We start from the raw sequence: 20,809 nt of genomic DNA, 5'->3' as shown, positions 1-20,809 counted from the left end.
TATTAACCTCTTTTCTAATAATAATTATAGTAATTGGTACCCACTTGCCTTATACAAAGTATACCAGTCTTCTCTTGTTAAACTGATTTCACTTGCCTTAGCAACCTCTGAAATTCTTTTTGGATTCATTGTTCCGATAATCGTTTGAATCTTAGCTGGATGGCGATTAATCCATGCTGTAGCGATACCTGTATCTGTCACATTATATTTTTTAGCCATTTCATTGATTACGCTATTTAACTCGCTAAATTGCTCATTTCCTAAGAATACCCCATCAAAATAACCATATTGATACGGCGACCAAGCTTGAATGGTCATATTATTTAAACGAGAATATTCTAATACGCTATCATCACGGTCAATTCCAGCTTCGTTTTCCATATTTTGATTCATACCTTGTGCGATCATTCCAGCATGTTTTAAACCAAATTGTAATTGGTTTACTACTAATTTTTGGTTCAAATACGTTTCGATTAGTTGTATTTGCATTGGTCTATGATTACTAACACCAAAATTTCTAACTTTACCTGAGCTTAATAAGAGATCAAAAGCCTCAGCAATTTCTTCTGGTTCCATCAACGTATCTGGTCTATGAAGGGCTAAAACATCCAAATAATCAATATCTAACCGTTCTAAAATGCCATCTACACTTTTCAAAATATGTTCTTTAGAAAAATCATAGAAACCGTCACGGATACCACATTTTGATTGAATTGTTATTTTTTCTCTGTCTAATTTCATTTCTTTAATTGTTTGCCCAAATAACATTTCAGCTTGCCCACTACCGTAAATATCGGCATGATCAAAAAAATTAATATCATTCTCCAAGCTTGTTTCAATTACTTTTGCTGCATCTTTTATTGACATATCACTCATACGCATACACCCTAAAGCTACTTGCGGTACTAATAGACTAGTATTACCTAAATTTATTTGTTTCATCTCAAAACCTCCATTAAATTTGTTGATCTATTAATTCTAAGTTTAATCGGTTAAAAAAAACACGGATTGTTTTTCTTGCCAACTCATATTCATTTTTTTCAATATTATCACATAGTTTTATCATGCAGTCATTAATTTCTTGATTCAAAAAATTAGGTGTTTCATTTGGAAAAACAATATAATGTAACTGCTGAAAATTTTTAATAATAATCTGTTTCACTACTTTATTTTCTAGCTTTCCTAAAAAAGCTAATAAAATTTCACCTAAATATAATTTCTTTTTTGAAAAATCTTTTTCATCCTCTAAATTTATTAAATATATTTTAATTTTAGATGTATCAAATTTCAATCGTTTAACTTGTAATTGAAACAAATAATTCGATAATAATAACTCCAATAATTGCGTTCTTTCCACAAATTCTTCTACAGAAATAATTTGTTTTTTTACAGTCACACCTCGATTAACTTCTTTTTCAAGGTAACCTTCCAGAATCAAGCTATTAATTGCTTCTCTAATTGGTGTACGACTAATTTGTAATTCATTAGATATATCTTGCTCGACAAGTCGAACTTCATTTTCCCATTTATCTTTTTCGATATTGTCTTTTATATAATTATAAGCCAAAAGTTGCATTCTACTTTTCTTCACGGTCGTTCCATCCTATTTCCTTAAACTAATTGTCAATCAAGCCAACATGTTTTATTTCTTGAATAGTCTCTTCTAGATTGTCTGATAAGACTGTTATATGCCCTAATTTGAACCTATCAGAATTTTTCGGGTACTGATAAAAATGATAATGCCATTTTCGTTTTTGTGTTAATAGATTATTAACCAACGCATAATTTTCTTTTGTAATATTTATTGTAACAGCTGGCATAAATTGTTTGATTTTAGGAAGTGCCCAATTACAAATCCCTCTTATATGAGCATCATATTCAGAAAAATCACAGGCATCGATCGTATAGGTACTGGATTCATGAGGTCTTGTTGATATTTCATTTACATATAAATTATTATCTTTTGTTATGAAAAATTCAATACCTACAATACCACAAATATTTAATTCTGAAGCAATCACTTTTGAAATAAGTTCGATTTGATTCACTAATTGCTGATCCAATCCGTCAATTTCAATTGGTGCTTTCACTTTTTTTAATAGTCCATCAGAATAATGATATGATTCAACGATTGGAAATAGAGTGTACTCCCCATCTGAATTTACTGCAATTGTCATGAATAATTCTTTCTTTAACTCAACAAAAGCCTCTACCATACAGACTCCTTGTTGAATTAAGGGTACTGCCAAATCAACTTCTGAGGCATTATTAATTTTTACAATGTATTCTTCTTCCCCGTACCTTCTTGTGCTTTTTACTATACAAGGATATCCCACACTATTAGCCGCATCTTTAATATCCGAAATGACGACTGCGGTTTCATATGGTGCGATATTAATTGAATGATTATCTAAAAATTCTCTCTCCAATAGTCGATCTTGCGTAACTGACAACCCTAATGTCCCTTGAGGTATCTTAACATATTTTTCTAAAAAATCTAATGCCCTGGTATCAATATTTTCAGTCTCAAATGTCAATATATCACTTTTTTTTGCTAACTCTAATAAAGCATTTTCTTCATTGTAATTAGCAACAATATGCCAATCTGCAACTTGCGATGCTGGACTTTCTTCTAACGGATCGAGAATCCCTACTTTGTATCCATATTTTTTTGCTGACATAACAAGCATACGACTGATATGTCCTCCTCCAATAATTCCTATTGTACTTCCTGGTAAAATTATTTCCGACAACTTCCTTCACTACTTTCTCCACTATAAATATGATATATCAATAGTATCAATCTAGAGAATAACTGTAAAGATAAAAACCTCTTTATTCAGCTTCTTTTAGTATAAATAAGAACAGGATGGATTAAAAGTTGGTTTGTTCCAATAAACTGAAGAAAAAAGCATACAGTCACTCTTTTGGATGGCTCACTTTTGGTAGAGTTATCGTGGGGTTAGTCTTTTTTATCTCTTGACTATAAAAAAATGAGACTGACATTTTAGGTCAGCCCCGTGTTGGTTTATTCGATAAAATGAACTTCATTATTTTTTAATGATTTGATTCTAGCAAGAGAATCTACTTTGTATCCTTTGTCTTCAAGCAGAGAACGACCATTTTGAAAAGATTTTTCAATAACAATGTTAATCGCTTCAACTGTTGCCCCAGCCTGATGACATAATTCAATCAATCCAAGAGCGGCTTGACCATTTGCTAAAAAATCATCTACCACTAAAACATGATCTTGAGATGTTAAAAATTTAGTTGAAATTGAAATTTCGCTCGTTACTTTTTTTGTAAACGAATGGACACTAGCAGTTAATAGTTCCTTATTCATGGTTAAACTTTTTTGCTTTCTAGCAAATATAACGGGTACACCTAGCTCTAACCCTATAAATACTGCAGGTGCTATTCCTGAAGATTCTATCGTTACAATTTTTGTTATTTTTTTATCACGATACTTATCCGCAAAATTTTTACCAATTAGACTCATTAATTCAGGATCAATTTGATGAGTTAAAAAACTGTCAACCTTTAAAATATCCTCTTCTAAAACTGTCCCATCACTTATAATTTTATCTAATAATTCTTTCATTTTTATCCCCCTCTTAATATAAAAAAACTATTTTTGCCTAAGCAAAAACAGTCAATTAACCCATTTTTACTTATAGTTCAGTATTTACGGTACTGAGTAGGAACGATTATCCATATCATAATCTTATATAAGTTATTTATAAAATATTTATTCAAAAAAAAAGGCAAAATGCCTTTTATTTACTTGTTACATCATATTTAGATGGCTTTTCTAAACTTTCAGATAATTTGATTGTCATATTACGACCCAATTGATTTAATATATCGATTGATTCATTTTTCTTCTTATTATCTTCTTTGTCATCTTTTTTTATTTCTTTTTTAGGTTCAACTTTTTTATCCAATTTAGTCAAATCATATGTAGCAATTAATGAGTTCAATTTTTTATGATAACTTCTATCTTCTTTGGTTTGAGCTGTCATGTAGGCAGTAACCTTTTTATAGTTATCTTTTTTCTTGGTTGTCATTTCTGGATAAACAGCTTTATCTTCTTTAAGTAATTTGACATGGTCTTCTATTGATTCTTTATACGAAGGATATTCCTTGTAAGTTACTTTTTCCAGCTTTGTCTCTTTTTTATCTTTTACTATTGTATCAACTTCAATGCTTTTATCTTTATATTTACCTTCTGTTTGATAAATATTTTTATTTTCTGCTAAGATATTATTTCCAGATGTACTTTTTATAATGGCATCAGCAATTAAAACAGAAGCGTACATATCATTTTTTTCAGCAATTTCTTTTGTATCTGTTGAAATTTCTTTAATGAAGGCTTCGGTTTCTTTGGATTTCTTTAATTTTGTTTCAACAGCTTTTTTGTTATCATATTGAGCCAAATTATACGTTTCAATCAACCCGTTTAACTTATCGTTATAGCGTGTATCCGTTGCATAGCGGCCTGTTAAATATTTTGTTGCTTCTTCATACGATTTAGTGTTTGACTTCCAAGCACCTTGATAGAACGTAGAACGACCTAATGTTCCACCTGTCATCAGTGTTGCGTAATCTTCTAAAGACTCTTTGTAGCTCGGATACTTTCTGAATTTAGCAGAAATAGTATACATGCTACCTTTACCATTATCTTCTAAAGTTGGCATTTCAACTGATTTACCTTCATAAGAACCTTTAATACCAAATAAATTATAATTTGGTTCTCGAGATAACCCACTATTTCCAGATCCACTTTCTAAAATAGCTTGTGCAATCATAACTGAAGCATATAAATCATTTTTTTGTCCAATCGCTCTAGCATCTTCTCCAATTTCCTCAATAAACTCTTGAGTTGACTGATTTCTATTATATTTAATCGGTGTTTTATCATCTGTTTTAGAGATAACTTTTCCTAATAGATCATCCTTTGAAGAATCCTTTGAATCCTCACCTGTTGAATCTTTGGAGGTACTTCCACCATTGTTATTAGACGAACTACCTGAAATATTTCCACCTGAACTACTAGATGGTCCTGTAATACTTGATGACGAAGAACCAGTATTTTGGCTACTAGATGTTGTATTTTTATCAGTACTAGACGATGAATTATTACTAGAATCTTTTGACGTGTCTTCAGTTGTTACATTAGTCTCACTAGGAGTTGATGATTCTGATGTCGAAACAGGATCATCTCCATTAATTGTACTGGAGAATTCACTCGAAAAATTTATTGCTGAATCAGCTTTAGGTAGAGTTGACAGTACTTTGTTAGAAGTGGTGTTTGCTTCTTCAGCATAAACAACAGTTTCTAACACCGGTCCACAAACCGATACTAAAACAGTACTAACCCCAACAAATACGCCAATTTTACGATGTGTTTTTTTATTTACTTCCATCGATTTTCTACCTCGCTTTCACAGTGTTTAGAAACGATCAATTTCTCCCATAGTTTCTAATTTTCTTAACAAATCTGAGAATATGATTTCAGAATCAACTCTTAGTTTTTCTAGTTTTCTATAATAATTTCTTGCTTCTTGGCTAATTGCACTTAATTCTGTTTCAGAATCTGCTACACGACGTTTTGCTTCGTAATTAGCAACATCAACAATTTGGCGAGCTTTTGCTTGTGCTTCTAACATAACACTTGCAATATCTGATTGGCTCATTGTATTCCCTTGATCTGCTCTTAAGTTTGCCAAACGTAGCTCTTCTTTAACTTGCGCTAATTCAAGTTGTAAATCTGTTACTTCAGGAGATTTAGCAGAACGTAATTCTGTTAAGCTAGTTGTTACCTCTTCTTGTTGGTGACGCATGCTAGATAGCTCTTGCTGTAAATCGTTAATAACTCGTTGGTTATTTTTTAATTCCTCAAGTTCTTTCTCTAGTTGTTCTGTTTGGCTTAATTTTTCATTCATGTCAGTTAACTCCTGTTCCTTTTTCTTCATCTCTAATTCAATTTTTTGATTTTTTTCTAACTCTTCTTCATATTTGTTGATTAATTTTTTCTCTAATTCTTTAGCATGAGATAATTTTTCTTCAAGATCAGTTAAGCGTCTTTGTAGTTCTTCTTTTTCTAAAGTGTCTTGATCCATTGATTGGTCTTGTTCTTCATAGTTTGAAACCGATTTTTGTAAAACTTCAATCTCTTTTATGAAGTTTTCATTATCAGTTCTTAATCTCATAACTGTTTGCTCATTTTCTTTGATTAGTTGCTCTTTTAATTCTAGAGATTGATTGCTATCGTTTACTTTTTGAGTTAACAGATTTATCGTTTCAGTTGCTTGGTTTAATTCATTTTCTTTGCTTTCCAATAATTCAGTTGCTTTTTCTAATTTACCTGTTAATTCTTGAGAATCACTTGTTTCATTAGTTTTTTCTAAAAGCTCACTGTTTAAGTCAGTAATTTTTTTATCTTTATCTAAGACATCAGCATTTAATGTATCAATTTTTTGAATCATTGATTCACTATCAGCTTTAAACTTATCTAAATCGAGTAATTGAATTTTCAATTGATTATTTTCTTCCAATAAATTACCATACTCATCAATTTGAGCTGATAATCGATTATTATTCTCTTCAACCCTAGCCAAACGATCTGCTTGGCTTTGTAAGTTATCATTTTCTAATAATAACTGATCAATTTTCTCTCTTAATTGTGCATTTTCAATTTCTGAAATATCTAATTGACTTGTTGCAGTCTTAAATTCACTACTAGACACCTCAACATACTCTTCTTCATAAGAATAATCTGGCGAATTTTTTTCAACCTTAACTTCTTCCTGACCTTCATTAGCGTCTGATGAAAATGGACTTACATAAGATTCGTCATCAACATTATAATAATCTAAAACTTCTTCTTCCTTGATGCTCTTATCTAAATTAGGAATTGAAGGTTTTCCTTTATTGTCACCTTCGTAATAATAATAGTAATAATAATCATCATCACCACTGTCATAATCTAATTTATCAGAAGTAACAACCTCACTAGTACTGGCTGTTGATGTCAACATTGTCTCTTCATTAAAATTATTTTCTTCTGTCTCGTCTTTAGGCTCATCGTCCCGACGTTTTAACCAATTATTAAACACTCAAACCCCACCTTGTAGTAAAACTTATATATCAAAAATTTTCACAGACTTAAATACTTTAGAAATAAGAAAAATAGTTTAAATCAAAAAAAAAACTTTCCACCTATTCTAATGATACTTATACAAGAAAATTATATCATAACCTTATTAATATGCAACTTTTTTTTAAACTTCGCAGGTTTCCTAAATTTATTTTGTATGATATTCTTTATACACATCTTGTTTTTTTAAGCCTCTTTTTTTAGCAACTTCTTTAATCGCTTCTTTATTTTTCAAATGTTGATTTTCCATTAACCATTCAACATGCTCCTTTATTGAAAGCTCTTGTTCTGACTCTGATATTTCTGAAACTCCATCATATCCTTCAACAATCAAACAACATTCACCTTTAATTGTTTTCTCATTAAAAAATTCGATTAACTCTTTAATTGTTCCTCTTGTATACTCTTCAAATAGTTTTGTTAATTCTCTACATAATACCACTTGACGTTCTTCACCAAATACAATCGACATATTAATTAATGTTTTAACAATTCGGTGAGGACTTTCATAAAAAATTAATGATGCTTGATTGTCTTTTAATTGATCCATAGCTACTTTTTGTTCATTGTTTTTTCTAGGTAAAAAACCATAAAACAAAAAAGGTTGGGGGGCTATTCCTGATGCAATTAGGGCGGTAATTCCTGCTGAAGCTCCTGGGAGTGCAATTACATCAACTTCTTCTTTTATTGCGTTTAATACTAATTCATGACCCGGATCACTAATCGATGGCATTCCAGCATCACTTACTTGTGCAATATTAGTACCACCTAGTAATAACTCTATCAATTCCGGAACTCTCTCTTTTACATTATGCTCATGCAAACTGAGTTGTCTTGTTTCAATTTCAAAGTGATTTAATAATTTTTTTGTGTTTCTAGTATCTTCACTAGCAATCAAATTAACTTCTTTTAAAATTTTAACTGATCTAAATGTCATATCTTCCAAATTACCAATAGGTGTTGGTACCAAATATAATTTACCTTGGTTCATATTTTTAAAACTTTTTTGTTGTTGCATCTCTTTTACTCCTTTGAAAGGCTTATGTTAACAGTCTCCAATTCCAAGAAACAAGTCACCCAACACTAAAAATTATTTTTCTAATTTTAGTGTTAAGTGACTTGTTGTAGAAGTCTCTTTTTTCATACCTTTTATTCATAATTAAATAAATTATTAGACTTATTTACCATAGATCATATGGGAACAGAACACACACTCTTCGTGATTTTCTCTCCTTGAGCCATAAAAATCTTTGCACACATGAAAACCTTGTTCGTACAGTTTTTCTAAATTTAAACGAGATTTAGACAACTCTTGCTTGCTATCATCTGAAAAAAACTCTCGCTCAAGTTTTTCTAAGCGATCTCTTAAATGTTGGTTTTCTAATTCCAAGTTTAAGTTTTTTTCAAGAACATTATCCACCACATTCTTCATTTCACTCACTTGATTTAACATGGCTTGTAAGTTTTTTTCAACCTCTACTAATTCATCGTATAATTTTGTTTTTTCCATGTTAATCTTCCTTTATTTCAGCTAATTCCAACTCAAGTAATTCATCTAAATCATACTCCATTGGTGTTTCTTTTTGAAATAATTTAACTTTGATTACCTCTGATAAAATATTTAAACCAATCACTTTTCCTTTACCATCAGGTGTCTCTATGATTTCGCCAAAATCAGGCATTTTTTCACGTAAGCGCTCATACTCTGAATTTTCATAGTTCAAGCAACACATTAAACGGCCACATACGCCTGAGATTTTAGTTGGATTTAATGATAAATTTTGCTCTTTGGCCATCTTAATAGATACCGCTGCAAAATCACCTAAAAAAGTACTACAGCATAACGGTCGGCCGCATGGACCAATACCACCCAAAAGTTTCGCTTCATCTCTAACACCAATCTGCCTTAATTCAATTCTAGTTTTAAAAATAGACGCTAAATCTTTTACTAGATTTCTAAAATCGATTCTGCCATCAGCTGTAAAACTAAAGACCATCTTACTTCGATCGAAAGTATATTCAACATCCACTAATTTCATTTCTAATTGATGTTCTAATATTTTTGACTTAGCAATTGTAAAAGCATCCTTTGCATCTTGGTCATTTTTCTGTTGTTTTACTAATTGTTTACTTGTAGCCACTTGAATAATTGGTTTTAATTCTTCAGGTAAATCTTCTTTTTTCATTTCTTTATTTGGAATAGCTACATAAGCTAGCTCTTTTGCTTTTTGAGATTCTACTATTACTGGTTGATTGTACTCTAAATCTAAGGTTTCATTTTTAGAATAGAAATAAATTCTTCCAGTAGGTTTAAACCGAACACCGACTACCTCTATCATTGTGTGTTCCTCCTATTTTAATACAGCACTTGCCATACAAATTGTTCACATACGTTTTGAAAACTAACATTTGCCTCTAATTTTTTTCTTGCATGTATTATCTTTTCAATGGTGCTATTATATTGTTCTTGTGCGATTGAATCCGAAACAATTAGTTCTTTTAATTCTAGTCGATAAATATTTAACAGAATATCTAAAATTAAAAATTGCTGTTCTTTATCTTTTGCTAATCTTACTAAATGTTGTTGAACATATATAAAAGCTAATGCATTTTTTTTATCTAAATATTGAAACCATTTAGACACAGTTTCTCTAGCACTATTAAACCACTCATCACTTGATAATTCAACTGCCTTTTTTTTCGATTCAGAAAGTTCAACAATTAATTCAATCTGTTTTTTAGGCAACGAACTCTCTTCCATTAATTCTAAAACAAGTGCTGATTTTGCAATAGGGTGTAAGTATACTTGCTGACATCTTGATTGAATAGTCGGTAATATTTTATTACTATTATTAGTTAGAAAGAAAATATGCATCGTCCCATCCGGCTCTTCTATGAATTTCAAAAGACTATTGGCTGCACTGACAGTCATTTTTTCCGCACACTTAATAATCAACGCTTTTTTTCTTGATTCCATTCCACTTCTAATAAATGTTTGTTTAATGTCTCTGATTTGATCAACTTTTATCGTCTGTCCTTGTGGTTCGATTATTGTGACATCTGGAAAATCTAAACTCTCTACCCGTTGGCAAGTACTACAACTACCACAAGGAGTCCCGTTTTCTTTTTGCTCACAAAAAATTGACTGAGCGAGCCAAAGTGAAAATTCATAAACTGAATCTATTTCTTGAGCCTCCATTAAATAGGCATGTGTTAATTTATTTTTAACCAACACTTTTTCAAACAAACTTGTCAGTCTAGGTTGTTCCTCTTTTACTCTATCTTTAAGTAATTTTTCCATTAAAATTGATGAAACCCATCAACTGGTAATTCAAATACTGTAGCACCACCAACTTGAATTTCAATTGGGTAACTAGAATGAGCATCCATCGACATATCAAAAGTGACTGGAGATGTAACGTATTGTTCCCTTGTTTGACAAGTTTCTTTAATGATTTCTAAAACCTCTCCAACTCGCTCATCTTCTATCCCGATAATAAAAGTTGTATTCCCTGCTCTTAAAAAACCTCCCGTTGTAGATAATTTAGTCGCACGAACATTCGCTTGATTAAACTCAGTAGATAGTCGGTTACTGTCTTTATCTTGAACAATTGCTAATAATAACTTCATAGCGATTACCACCTTTCACTTATTTAAAAATAGAAGGATATTTATCCTTGATTAAATCATAACAATTTTTGACTACTTTTTCTATATTATCTTCTGTATCAATTAAAACAATTCTCTCTGAATGTTCTTTGACTAGATCAAGGTAAGCCCTTCTTACTTTTTTATGAAAATCTAATGATTCATTATCCAGTCTATCCAGTTCTGATTGTTTTCTTCCTTGATTAATTCTTTCCAACCCAATCTCAGATGGGACATCTAAATAAATCGTTAAATCTGGATAATGTCCTTCTATAGCAAAATCATTAATTACTTGGACTTCTGATTTGCCAATGTCTCTACCAACCCCTTGATAGGCAATAGAACTATCAATAAAACGATCACATAGGACCATTTTCCCTAATTCAAGTGAAGGTAAGACTTTTTGAACTAGGTGTTGCCTTCTTGCTGCTGCATAGAGGAGCGCTTCTGTTCTTTCGTCCATCTCACTATTTTTAGGATCTAAAATAACCTGACGAATTTCTTCTGCAATTGGGATGCCACCAGGCTCTCTTGTTGTTATAACTTCTATATTAATATCTTTCATAAGTTGATCACTTAATTGTTTTATAACAGTTGTTTTACCAGCACCGTCAGGGCCTTCTAATGTAATAAAAATTCCTTGCATTTTTTCCTGCTCCTTTTTGTCTACAATTCAGTTCGACCTTCCACTGCTTTTAATAACGTGATTTCATCAGCATACTCAATATCACTACCAACAGATAACCCATGGGCTAAACGGGTTACTTTTATACCAGCTGGTTTAATTAATCTAGATAAATACATTGCTGTTGCTTCTCCATCAGTTGTCGCATTAGTAGCGATAATAACTTCCTTTATTTCATCGCTATGGAGTCTTTTGATTAATGAGGCAATATTCAAGTCATCAGGGCCTGTTCCATCCATTGGAGACAAGACACCGTTAAGAACGTGATATAACCCTTTGTATTCACGCATTTTTTCCATAGACATAACATCTTTTGTCTCTTCAACAACCAGAATAATACTTTTATCTCTATTAGTATCTCGACAAATATCACAAGTTGCTTCATCTGTAATATTTCCACAAATTGAACAATAGTTTAGATCTCTTTTGACACTTATAAGAGATTTAGCAAATTCAGTCACGTCTTCTTCTCTCATATTAATTGTATAAAAGGCAAGTCTAGTTGCTGTTTTTGCCCCAATTCCTGGTAATTTCATATAACTCTCTATTAATTTAGCAATAGGTGCTGGATAGTACATACTAACTTCCTTCTTTCTGCCAAAAGAGGCTGACTCAAAGTCAGCCTCTTCATATTTTACCAAATATATATATACTACTATTAAAATCCAGGAATATTTTTAGTATATTGACCCATCATTTTATCTGATTCAACTTCAATTTTTTCTAAACAATTATTTGTTGCAGCTAAAACTAAATCTTGTGCCATGTCCGCATCTTCTGGATCTAGGACGTCAGGGTTAATTTTAACATCCACTACTTTTTTCTCACCAGTCATTGTAATTGTTACTAAACCATTACCAGCCTCGCCAGTAAATTGCATTTGATCTAATTGTCCTTTTGTTTCAGTCATTTCTTTTTGCATTTTTTGCATTTGTTTCATCATACCTTGCATATTTCCCATTCCACGCATCATAATAATCTCTCCTATTTCTTTTAATCTTCTATTATATTTACCAAAGAACCGAATAATTCCTTAGCTTCTTCAATTACCGGGTCTTTTTCTTCGACTTTTTTAACTTCACCTGATTCACTCTCATCCATTTGAGAAATAAATGATTGTCTTAACTCTGACCATTGATCTCTTGGTACACTAATTAAATTAGGTGAATATCTAATTAATCTCTCTAAACCTTTTTTAATCGCAAAAAGTAATTCTTCATCCTGACTAGCTTTTTGACAAAGTATCTCATAATCAAAAGCAATAATCAAACTCTCATCACTTGCTGCTACTGGTTCACTAGCCTTTATCATTGCTCTTTGTGTCACCGATAAAAACTGTAATAACTCATCCCAAGCTCCTTTAACAGAAACAAGTTGTGGTTTTGTTGCCTTTTGCAATACTTGATAAACTTGTTCCGTTGGTATCCTATATGTTGAAGCTTTTGGCTTTTTAGTACTCTGACTATTACTAACTGATTGATTATTCGAGTTTTGCACAACACCATTCGTTTTTAACTGGTGGAGTTCTTTTTCTAATTCCATCATTTTTTCTAATAAATTCTGGATTTCAGGTAACTCAATTTTTTCTTGAGATTGGACAGTTTTTTTTGTTGTTGATAGTTTAATTGTCAAAACTTCTAAATAAACAGTTGGTTGATGACTGTAACGAATTTCTTTTTGAGTCTCATTTAATTCATTAATCAATCGGTATAATTCTTCCGTTTTTATCAACTCACTGAGTTTTTTAAAACTATCGGTAATTAACCCTACTTGCGCCTCCAAAACTGCTGGAGCTTTCTGGTAAACTAGTAAATCACGACAATATAATAGTAGATTTTCTACAATTCGATTACTTTCTTTGCCTTCTGTTAATAACTGATTCAATACTGATAAAGCTTTTTCAGTTTCATTAGAAATACAATGCTCTAAGTAAGTATCCATTATCTCATTTGTTAAGCTCCCTGTTACCTCAAGAGCGTCTATCACTGTTAGTTTATCTCCACTAAAAGATATCGCTTGATCTAAGATACTCAAGGCATCACGCATACCACCCTCAGCAGATCTTGAAATAATTTTAAGTGCTGCTTCTTCATAAGAATAATTTTTAGACTCTAAAATTCTGACTAAATGTTCTTCTATATCTTCTATCCCAATTCGTTTAAAATCAAATCGTTGCGTTCTTGAAATAATAGTTGCTGGAATTTTATGCGGTTCAGTTGTAGCCAAAATGAACACAACATGTTTTGGTGGTTCTTCTAGCGTTTTTAGTAAAGCATTAAACGCTCCTGTTGAGAGCATATGGACTTCATCAATGATATACACTTTATACGTTACTTGAGTTGGTGCGTATTTAACTTTATCACGTATTTCACGTATTTCTTCAACCCCGTTATTACTTGCCGCATCTATTTCAATAACGTCGTTGACACGACCTTCTGTGATACCAATACAGTCTTCGCATTGATTACAAGGCTCACCATTAACTGAATGTTTACAGTTAATTGCTTTAGCAAACACTTTTGCTGCGCTTGTTTTACCGGTACCTCTTGGACCTGTAAAGAGATAGGCATGTGACACTTTTTCTTGAACGATTGCATTTTTCAGTGTTTGTGTTATCATTTTTTGTCCGACCATGTCATCAAAAGTCTGAGAACGCCATTCACGATACAAAGCTTGGTATGCCACTTTCATTCTCCTCTCAATTAAAAACTCATCATCCATTATAATGGAAAAAACGATAAATTGCTATCTAGACTACGAGATTTATTTTTTATTAGAAGGCCATTTTATTTTACTTATTGTGCGCACTTCCTTAAAATAAGTATGAGGAAGTGATTATATTGACATTAACTATTAGAAAAAGAACAATTCAACATATCCCTATTTTAGAGGTTGTACCCACTCAATTACTAAATGATAACCTACCATTGGTCATTTATTATCATGGTTGGCAAACAAAAAAAGAACTAGCTTTGACAGCTGGAAAAAAAATTGCACAACATAATATTCGTGTTATCTTACCTGATAGTATGTATCATGGAGAAAGAAAGATTGAAGTACGCTCTATGATTCCTTCTTTTACTTTTTGGTCAACTCTACAGTACAATATTAGTGAATTTCCTTTGATTACTGAGTTCTATCAAAAGAGAGAATTAATCAAAGATGAAAAAATTGGGGTTGCTGGTTTTTCTATGGGTGGAATGACCACTGCTGCCCTCTTAACTCATTACCCAGAAATAAAAGTTGCCTCAATTTTAATGGGTTCACCAAACTATGAAGCATTTATCAATCGAACAGCCAGTTATATCAATGAACAAGAAGGCAGTTACCCTGTTAACCTGATTGATTTACTCTCTTGGACTAAAAAATACGATCTTAACCAAATGCCTGAAAAAATAGCTGGTCGGCCTCTTTATTTTTAGCATGGAACGCTTGATGAAAAACTTCCTTATGATGTTACACATCAGTTTTTTTCAGAAAATCAAAAGACCGATTATGGAAAGCTTATGTCATTTGAAACCGGTGAGGGCGAGCCTCACATTCTAACGATTGATATTATGAAAAAGACAGGTTTATTTTTCGACCATTATTTTACAGCTTAGAATTTACTGACAATCTCTTCCACATTTTTAATCATTACAGATATTGTTCCATCAGGATTATTAATAAATTCAACTAGATCTTTATCTTTATAAACATCTGCTGGAATACTAAGTTCAATACCATTGGTTAATTTAAATTTTTGTTTACTATATTTTTTTTCATATTTAGGGATATTGCTTGGTATCTCCTCTGAAAATTTTGTTTGTTCAATCATGTCATAATATTCTTTTTTCGCAGATTCGTTGGTATCAAAAACGGCTTCTGCGATTTTTTCTTTGCTAATCACGCCATTTTCTTCAATACTTTCAAAGATAGCTTGTTGTGTTTGACTCATACTGACATACTCTTCTTCATTGTATTTATTAGCAACTTCCTTGACGGCTTTTTTTATAATTTTTAGATTTTCTGTCACAGTAGGCTTAGGATCAACTTGTAAAAAACGTTCCGAAAAGAATAGTCTATTTTGTCCTTCAAAGCTGTATTTCTTTTCAACCATTTCTAAATCAAATGTTTTTAAATTAATCAAACAACACTCATCAATTCGCTGCGTAGTTGATGGAAAAATAGTTTTATTTAAAATAATATTATTTTGCATTTTATCTTCAATATATGTCACATGATGAGTAAAGCTAGGTTTGTAGTTAAACTTGATTAAGCCAAATTTTGGCAAACCATTCAACTCTTCCAACTCAACAACCAACAGGTCTCCACTTGGTGCGTCCTCACTAATAGCTAAGCTATCAAAAACCATTTGAGCTATTTCTGCTGATTTATCAACAAAATCTAATTCATCATTTATTATCAATTTATAAAACACAGAATTCTGATTCAAAATTCCCGTTTTATATTCAGCTTTTTCTAATCGTTTTAATACAGAATCTAGGTATTGCTTTACAGCATATTCTTTTAAATCTAATTCTGTTTGAGAACAAATTAAACTGCCAGCCTCTCGATCAATAATATGTAAGATTGCGTTTTTTATTTCCATTTAGACACCTTTATCTTTCCTCAGAGGTTAAAAGTCTACAGTTTCTGAAAGCATAACAACTTTTAACCTACCTTTATCTTCAATGAAAAAAGAAGGAATATTATTCCTTCTCTTTCTTCTTTTTATCATCTTTACGTAAGTCATCACTAATATCTAAAATAAGTTGTCTTAAATCATCTTTAATTTGTGGGTGTTTCAAGCCATATTCAATACTTGTCTTCATGAAACCGAATTTATCTCCCACATCATATCGAGTCCCCGTAAATTTATGAGCAAAGACACGTTGCGTTTTGTTTAATGTATCTATGGCATCTGTTAATTGAATTTCATTTCCAGCACCTGGATGTTGATTCTCTAAGATATTGAAGATTTCTGGTGTTAACAAGTAGCGACCAATAATCGCCATATTACTTGGCGCATCTTCTGTTTTAGGTTTTTCAACAAAGTTAATCACGTTGAAAAGATTTTTTTCAACTTCTTGACCTGGATTAATAATACCATATTTAGAAACATCTTCTTGTGGAACATCCATAACAGCAATCGTAGACGCATGAGTACTCTCATAATTATCCATTAATTGTCTTGTCAAAGGCACCTTATCTTCCATTAAATCATCACCTAACATTACGACAAAAGGCTCATTTCCAACAAATGATTTCGCCTGAAGTACCGCATGACCTAAGCCTAATGGATGCGATTGACGGATAAAGTGTAAGTTTAAACCAGTCGTTTCTGTCACTAATTGTAATAAATCAGTTTTTCCTTTTTCTTTTAAGTTCATCTCTAGTTCCAAATTAGAATCAAAATGATCCTCAATTGGACGCTTTGCTTTTCCGGTAACAATTAGTATGTCTTCAATACCTGCTGCTCGTGCTTCCTCCACAATAAATTGAATAGTCGGTTTATCAACAATTGGTAACATCTCTTTTGCCATAGCTTTTGTCGCTGGTAAAAATCTCGTTCCTAATCCTGCTGCCGGTATAATCGCTTTTCTTACTTTTTGCATGTTTTACGCTCCTAGTTTAAAATTCTTGTTCTGATTTATGTTCACGTAGCATGATTTCTTTCACTACTTTATTAACTTCTTCATTTTCATAGATTACTTTATAAATCGTTTCTGTGATTGGCATATCTATGTTTAAATCTCTTGATAATTCATAGGCTGCTTTGGTAGTTGATACACCTTCAACAATCATTCCCATATTATCAAGTACATTATCTAAACTTTGCCCTTTGCCTAGTAAATCTCCTGCACGCCAGTTTCTCGAGTGAATACTTGTACACGTTACAGCCAAATCACCTACACCACTTAAGCCGATAAACGTTAATGGATCAGCTCCCATCGCTACACCTAGACGGCTAATTTCAGCCAATCCTCTTGTCATGATTGCTGCTCGGGCATTATCACCATAACCTAAACCATGTAATGCACCAGAACCTAGAGCGATTATATTTTTCAAGGCTGCTCCTAATTCCACACCAATAACATCTTGATTTGTATAGATACGGAAATATTCATTTGAGAATAATTTTTGGACATACTCAGCATTTTCTAGGTTTTTAGCTGCTGCAGTAATCGTGGTTACATCTTTAACTGCGACTTCTTCCGCATGACTTGGTCCAGATAAAACAACGACATCTTTTCTTTTATTTTCTGGTATTTCTTCGATTAAAATTTCAGAAATACGTTTGTGTGTCTCTTGTTCTAACCCTTTACTCGCATGAATAATAATAGGTTGATTGTGACAGGCTTCCACAAATTTCTGCGCAACATCGCGAATTGCTTTAGTAGGTACAACAAATAAAACAGCATCGGCATCTTTAACACACACTTCTAAATCTGATGTTGCTTTTAACTCTACAGGTAACTGCACATCTGATAAATAACGTTTATTGGTATGGTTTTCATTTATTTCAGTAATTTGTTCTGGATGATGGCCCCAAATAGTGACTTCATGACCATTTTCAACTAGAACCATCGCAAGGGCTGTTCCCCATGAACCTGCTCCTAGCACAGCTACTTTTTGTTTCATTCTATAATACTCCTTTAAAATAATTTCTTATTTACTTTACTCAGTTTATCATACAAACTATCTAATGATAAGCAAAAAAAAGAAAGGTTCAACTTAACCTTTCTTTTTTCCTTTTGTACGATCATAAAAGAGTAGTTCTTTATTTTTTCTTCTGTAAATCATTAGTCCAATTGCTACTATAAATAAACCTGCTGAAAGAATTTGAGACACTCGAATGACTTCACCAATCATCAAACTATCTGTTCTCATACCCTCAATGAAAAAACGACCTAGAGAGTACCAGATAACATAAATCAGAGCAACCTCTCCTTCTTTTAAAAAGTTAGGTTTTTTTCTTAAAATAATCAGGACAATAAAACCTAAAATATTCCAAACACTTTCATATAGAAAAGTTGGTTGACGATATTTGCCATCTATCAACATATTGTTAATAATGAATTTAGGTAAGTGTAGTGACTCTAAAAAATTCAAACTTACAACGCCACCAAAAGCTTCATGGTTCATGAAGTTACCCCAACGACCAATTCCTTGAGCTAAGATAACACTTGGTGCTGCTATATCTAAAAATTTCCAAGTTGATATAAAGCGATGTCGAGTAAATATGTAAATAACGAAACCACCTGCAATTAAACCACCATAAATTGCTAATCCGCCATTTCTAATCGCTAAAATTTCACTTGGATTTTGAACATAGTATTCCCATTCGAAAATGACATAATAGAGTCTTGCTCCTATGATAGAAATCGGTAATGCCCAAAGCATTAAATCAACCACATCATCTTCTCTTAACCCTACTCTCTCCGCTTCTTTTGATGCTAACCACGAGACTAAGACTATTGCTGATACAATAATAATGGCATACCACTGAATCTCAATGCCAAAAATTTTAAAAGCTGTCGGGTTGACTGTTAAAAAATTCATTTATTATTCTCCATTTCCAGAAGAATTTTCTTCTATTAATTGCGCTAAATTATCTTCAAACTTCTTCGTTGCATCGTAGCCCATTGTTTTAGCTCTAAAGTTCATCGCTGCCACTTCAATGATAGTCGCTACATTTCGACCTGTCGATACTGGAATAGTAATTCTTGGAACTGGGACATTAGCTAATGAAATACTATCTGTTCCACTTCCTAGACGATCATATGTGTTATCAGTCTTCCAATCTTGAAGGTTAACAACTAATTGGATTTGGGTTTTATTACGAACTGAGCTTGCACCAAATAAGTTCATAATATCAATAATTCCAACTCCTCTAATTTCCATTAAATGTTCTAAGATCTTCGGAGCCTCACCGACAACTGATCTCTCATCTTGTCGATAAATATCTACACGATCATCAGCAATTAATCTATGGCCCTTTTTAATTAATTCAAGACCTGTTTCACTCTTACCAATGCCGCTACTTCCTTGAATTAAGACACCTAAGCCATATACTTCAACTAATACACCGTGAATAGAAACCCGTTCTGCCAATTGGCTTTCAAGAAAATTAGAAATAATACCTGATAACCTAGACGTTGAGATATTAGAACTAATGATAGGTATTCCCTTTTTCTGTGTGATTTCAACTAATTCCTCAGGTACTTTTAACCCTCTAGCTACTACAAAACAAGGAACTGTTCTTGCGCTTAATTTTTTAAATATAATATCTTTTTCGATTGCAGTCATTTTTTCTGTAAAAGTTATTTCTTTTTTTCCTAGCATTTGAATACGATCAGCTGGATAATAATTAAAATAACCTGTCAATTCCAATCCTGGGCGGGAGATTTCACTTGATTCTACTGATCTGTCTAAATATTCTTCTCCAGAATAAACATCCAGTTGTAATTGATTGACGATATCTTTCATTTGTACCATTATATTCACTTCCTTTACTTTAAGATTAAACCTTAACTGTTATATCTTATCACTTTATCAAACGAGTTTCTAGATTATCCGCTTACTTTGAGAAAAAAGAGTAAAATAAAAAAATAAGTCCCATATTAAATCCTATCTCTAAATGAATAGACTCAATATGAAACTTATTATCTAATTATATTTACTTGAAAAATGATCTGCTACTATCGAATTAATAATAGACATAATCACCGCTATTAAAACTGCTGAACCAAAACTTGAAAAAGCAAAATTCTGACCACCAAGAACCATTGAGGTAAGTTTAAGCATTAAAGCATTGATAATGAAACTAAACAGACCAAAAGTAATCAATGTAATTGGTAATGACAAAATATGTAAGATAGGGCGAACGAACATATTTAGTCCTGATAAGACAACACTCGCTATAACAGCGATTAGAAGGCTTCCTACATAAAATTTAGTTGGGAATAATACTGAAAGTGAGATAAATGCAAGAGTATTAACGACTAATCTTTGTAAATACGACATTAAAAGTCGCTCCAATCATCATTATCCACTTTCTGCGCTTCTTTTCTAGGTTTATCAGAATGATAAGGAGTGCTCTGGTTATTTCGATAAGAAGGATTATAAGGTTCATTTGTTCCTTTGTCTCCAGAGGGCATTAATATCATTAAAGCAATATATAAAATGATCGGTGATCCTAAGGCAAACATTGATAAAACAACATATATAACACGTACTACCGTTGCATCAACTCCAAGAAATTCTGCAATTCCTGCTAAAGAGCCTGAAATAACGACATTTGATCTAGATTTAGTTAATTTTCTTTTCATTTT

Annotated in this window: 23 protein-coding genes and 1 riboswitch; of the genes, 1 reads left to right on the top strand and 22 read right to left on the bottom strand. The window is 32.1% G+C overall.

Going from position 1 to position 20,809, the window contains the following annotated elements; translation table 11 throughout:
• Positions 1-24: 24 nt before the first annotated feature.
• The 15 genes from FM121_RS10505 to dnaX form a co-directional block, all read right to left on the bottom strand.
• Positions 25-942: an aldo/keto reductase gene (locus tag FM121_RS10505; RefSeq protein WP_086952118.1), complete on the bottom strand. Its 918-nt coding sequence runs from the start codon at positions 940-942 to the stop codon at positions 25-27.
• Between the two features lie 13 nt (positions 943-955).
• Positions 956-1,591 carry a GntR family transcriptional regulator gene (locus FM121_RS10500; RefSeq protein WP_086952117.1) on the bottom strand — a complete coding sequence of 212 codons (636 nt, stop codon included), beginning with the start codon at positions 1,589-1,591 and terminating at the stop codon, positions 956-958.
• A gap of 25 nt (positions 1,592-1,616) precedes the next feature.
• A complete protein-coding gene (locus FM121_RS10495; protein WP_143597083.1) occupies positions 1,617-2,753 on the bottom strand; it encodes a 5-(carboxyamino)imidazole ribonucleotide synthase in 1,137 nt (378 codons plus the stop codon).
• Between the two features lie 275 nt (positions 2,754-3,028).
• On the bottom strand, positions 3,029-3,601 hold the full coding sequence (locus FM121_RS10490) for a xanthine phosphoribosyltransferase (RefSeq protein WP_086952115.1): 573 nt from the start codon (positions 3,599-3,601) through the stop codon (positions 3,029-3,031).
• Positions 3,602-3,654: 53 nt separating this feature from the next.
• A riboswitch (purine riboswitch) is annotated at positions 3,655-3,752 on the bottom strand.
• Positions 3,753-3,776: 24 nt separating this feature from the next.
• The gene (locus FM121_RS10485) at positions 3,777-5,426 is read right to left on the bottom strand and encodes a glucosaminidase domain-containing protein (RefSeq protein WP_086952114.1); all 1,650 of its coding nucleotides are present in this window, start codon (positions 5,424-5,426) and stop codon (positions 3,777-3,779) included.
• A gap of 27 nt (positions 5,427-5,453) precedes the next feature.
• Positions 5,454-7,118 (bottom strand): hypothetical protein, encoded by a 1,665-nt coding sequence (locus tag FM121_RS10480; protein WP_086952113.1) that lies wholly within the window; start codon positions 7,116-7,118, stop codon positions 5,454-5,456.
• 189 nt (positions 7,119-7,307) lie between these two features.
• The gene (gene rsmI, locus FM121_RS10475) at positions 7,308-8,177 is read right to left on the bottom strand and encodes a 16S rRNA (cytidine(1402)-2'-O)-methyltransferase (protein WP_086952112.1); all 870 of its coding nucleotides are present in this window, start codon (positions 8,175-8,177) and stop codon (positions 7,308-7,310) included.
• A 159-nt stretch (positions 8,178-8,336) separates the two neighbouring features.
• Entirely contained in the window at positions 8,337-8,669 is a 333-nt protein-coding gene (locus tag FM121_RS10470) for a DNA replication initiation control protein YabA (RefSeq protein ID WP_086952111.1), read from the bottom strand.
• Between the two features lies 1 nt (position 8,670).
• Positions 8,671-9,498 carry a PSP1 domain-containing protein gene (locus FM121_RS10465; protein ID WP_086952110.1) on the bottom strand — a complete coding sequence of 276 codons (828 nt, stop codon included), beginning with the start codon at positions 9,496-9,498 and terminating at the stop codon, positions 8,671-8,673.
• A gap of 17 nt (positions 9,499-9,515) precedes the next feature.
• Entirely contained in the window at positions 9,516-10,460 is a 945-nt protein-coding gene (locus tag FM121_RS10460; RefSeq protein WP_086952109.1) for a hypothetical protein, read from the bottom strand.
• Positions 10,460-10,789 (bottom strand): cyclic-di-AMP receptor, encoded by a 330-nt coding sequence (locus FM121_RS10455; protein ID WP_086952108.1) that lies wholly within the window; start codon positions 10,787-10,789, stop codon positions 10,460-10,462. The genes FM121_RS10460 and FM121_RS10455 overlap by 1 nt, the downstream gene beginning before the upstream one ends.
• Positions 10,790-10,808: 19 nt before the next feature.
• The gene (gene tmk, locus FM121_RS10450; RefSeq protein ID WP_086952107.1) at positions 10,809-11,453 is read right to left on the bottom strand and encodes a dTMP kinase; all 645 of its coding nucleotides are present in this window, start codon (positions 11,451-11,453) and stop codon (positions 10,809-10,811) included.
• Between the two features lie 20 nt (positions 11,454-11,473).
• Positions 11,474-12,070 carry a recombination mediator RecR gene (gene recR / locus FM121_RS10445; RefSeq protein ID WP_086952106.1) on the bottom strand — a complete coding sequence of 199 codons (597 nt, stop codon included), beginning with the start codon at positions 12,068-12,070 and terminating at the stop codon, positions 11,474-11,476.
• 80 nt (positions 12,071-12,150) lie between these two features.
• Positions 12,151-12,465 carry a YbaB/EbfC family nucleoid-associated protein gene (locus FM121_RS10440; protein ID WP_179203855.1) on the bottom strand — a complete coding sequence of 105 codons (315 nt, stop codon included), beginning with the start codon at positions 12,463-12,465 and terminating at the stop codon, positions 12,151-12,153.
• Positions 12,466-12,485: 20 nt separating this feature from the next.
• Entirely contained in the window at positions 12,486-14,177 is a 1,692-nt protein-coding gene (dnaX, locus tag FM121_RS10435) for a DNA polymerase III subunit gamma/tau (protein ID WP_086952105.1), read from the bottom strand.
• 155 nt (positions 14,178-14,332) lie between these two features.
• On the opposite strand from dnaX, the gene FM121_RS10430 reads away from it, so the two are divergent.
• Positions 14,333-14,914, top strand: coding sequence for an alpha/beta fold hydrolase (locus tag FM121_RS10430; protein ID WP_086952104.1), 582 nt, complete (start codon positions 14,333-14,335; stop codon positions 14,912-14,914).
• A gap of 176 nt (positions 14,915-15,090) precedes the next feature.
• Here FM121_RS10430 and FM121_RS10425 read toward each other — a convergent pair whose 3' ends face one another.
• The 7 genes from FM121_RS10425 to FM121_RS10395 all read right to left on the bottom strand — a co-directional run bounded on the left by FM121_RS10425 (position 15,091) and on the right by FM121_RS10395 (position 20,806).
• A complete protein-coding gene (locus tag FM121_RS10425) occupies positions 15,091-16,083 on the bottom strand; it encodes a nucleoid-associated protein (protein WP_086952103.1) in 993 nt (330 codons plus the stop codon).
• A 100-nt stretch (positions 16,084-16,183) separates the two neighbouring features.
• Entirely contained in the window at positions 16,184-17,089 is a 906-nt protein-coding gene (gene galU, locus FM121_RS10420) for a UTP--glucose-1-phosphate uridylyltransferase GalU (protein ID WP_086952102.1), read from the bottom strand.
• 16 nt (positions 17,090-17,105) lie between these two features.
• Positions 17,106-18,116, bottom strand: a complete 1,011-nt coding sequence (locus FM121_RS10415) for an NAD(P)H-dependent glycerol-3-phosphate dehydrogenase (protein ID WP_086952101.1) — start codon at positions 18,114-18,116, stop codon at positions 17,106-17,108.
• Positions 18,117-18,209: 93 nt separating this feature from the next.
• Positions 18,210-19,037, bottom strand: coding sequence for a prolipoprotein diacylglyceryl transferase (gene lgt / locus FM121_RS10410; protein WP_086952100.1), 828 nt, complete (start codon positions 19,035-19,037; stop codon positions 18,210-18,212).
• Positions 19,038-19,040: 3 nt separating this feature from the next.
• Positions 19,041-19,973, bottom strand: coding sequence for an HPr(Ser) kinase/phosphatase (gene hprK / locus FM121_RS10405; protein WP_373385080.1), 933 nt, complete (start codon positions 19,971-19,973; stop codon positions 19,041-19,043).
• A 171-nt stretch (positions 19,974-20,144) separates the two neighbouring features.
• On the bottom strand, positions 20,145-20,501 hold the full coding sequence (locus FM121_RS10400; protein ID WP_086952098.1) for a phage holin family protein: 357 nt from the start codon (positions 20,499-20,501) through the stop codon (positions 20,145-20,147).
• On the bottom strand, positions 20,501-20,806 hold the full coding sequence (locus FM121_RS10395) for a PspC domain-containing protein (protein WP_086952097.1): 306 nt from the start codon (positions 20,804-20,806) through the stop codon (positions 20,501-20,503). The genes FM121_RS10400 and FM121_RS10395 overlap by 1 nt, the downstream gene beginning before the upstream one ends.
• Between the last annotated feature and the right edge of the window lie 3 nt (positions 20,807-20,809).

This window comes from Vagococcus fluvialis bH819, from assembly GCF_900163795.1.
In the GTDB taxonomy this organism is placed as follows: Bacteria; Bacillota; Bacilli; order Lactobacillales; family Vagococcaceae; genus Vagococcus; species Vagococcus fluvialis_A.
The sequence above is the reverse complement of the archived record's forward strand: the minus strand, read 5'-3'. Positions and strand labels throughout refer to the sequence as shown.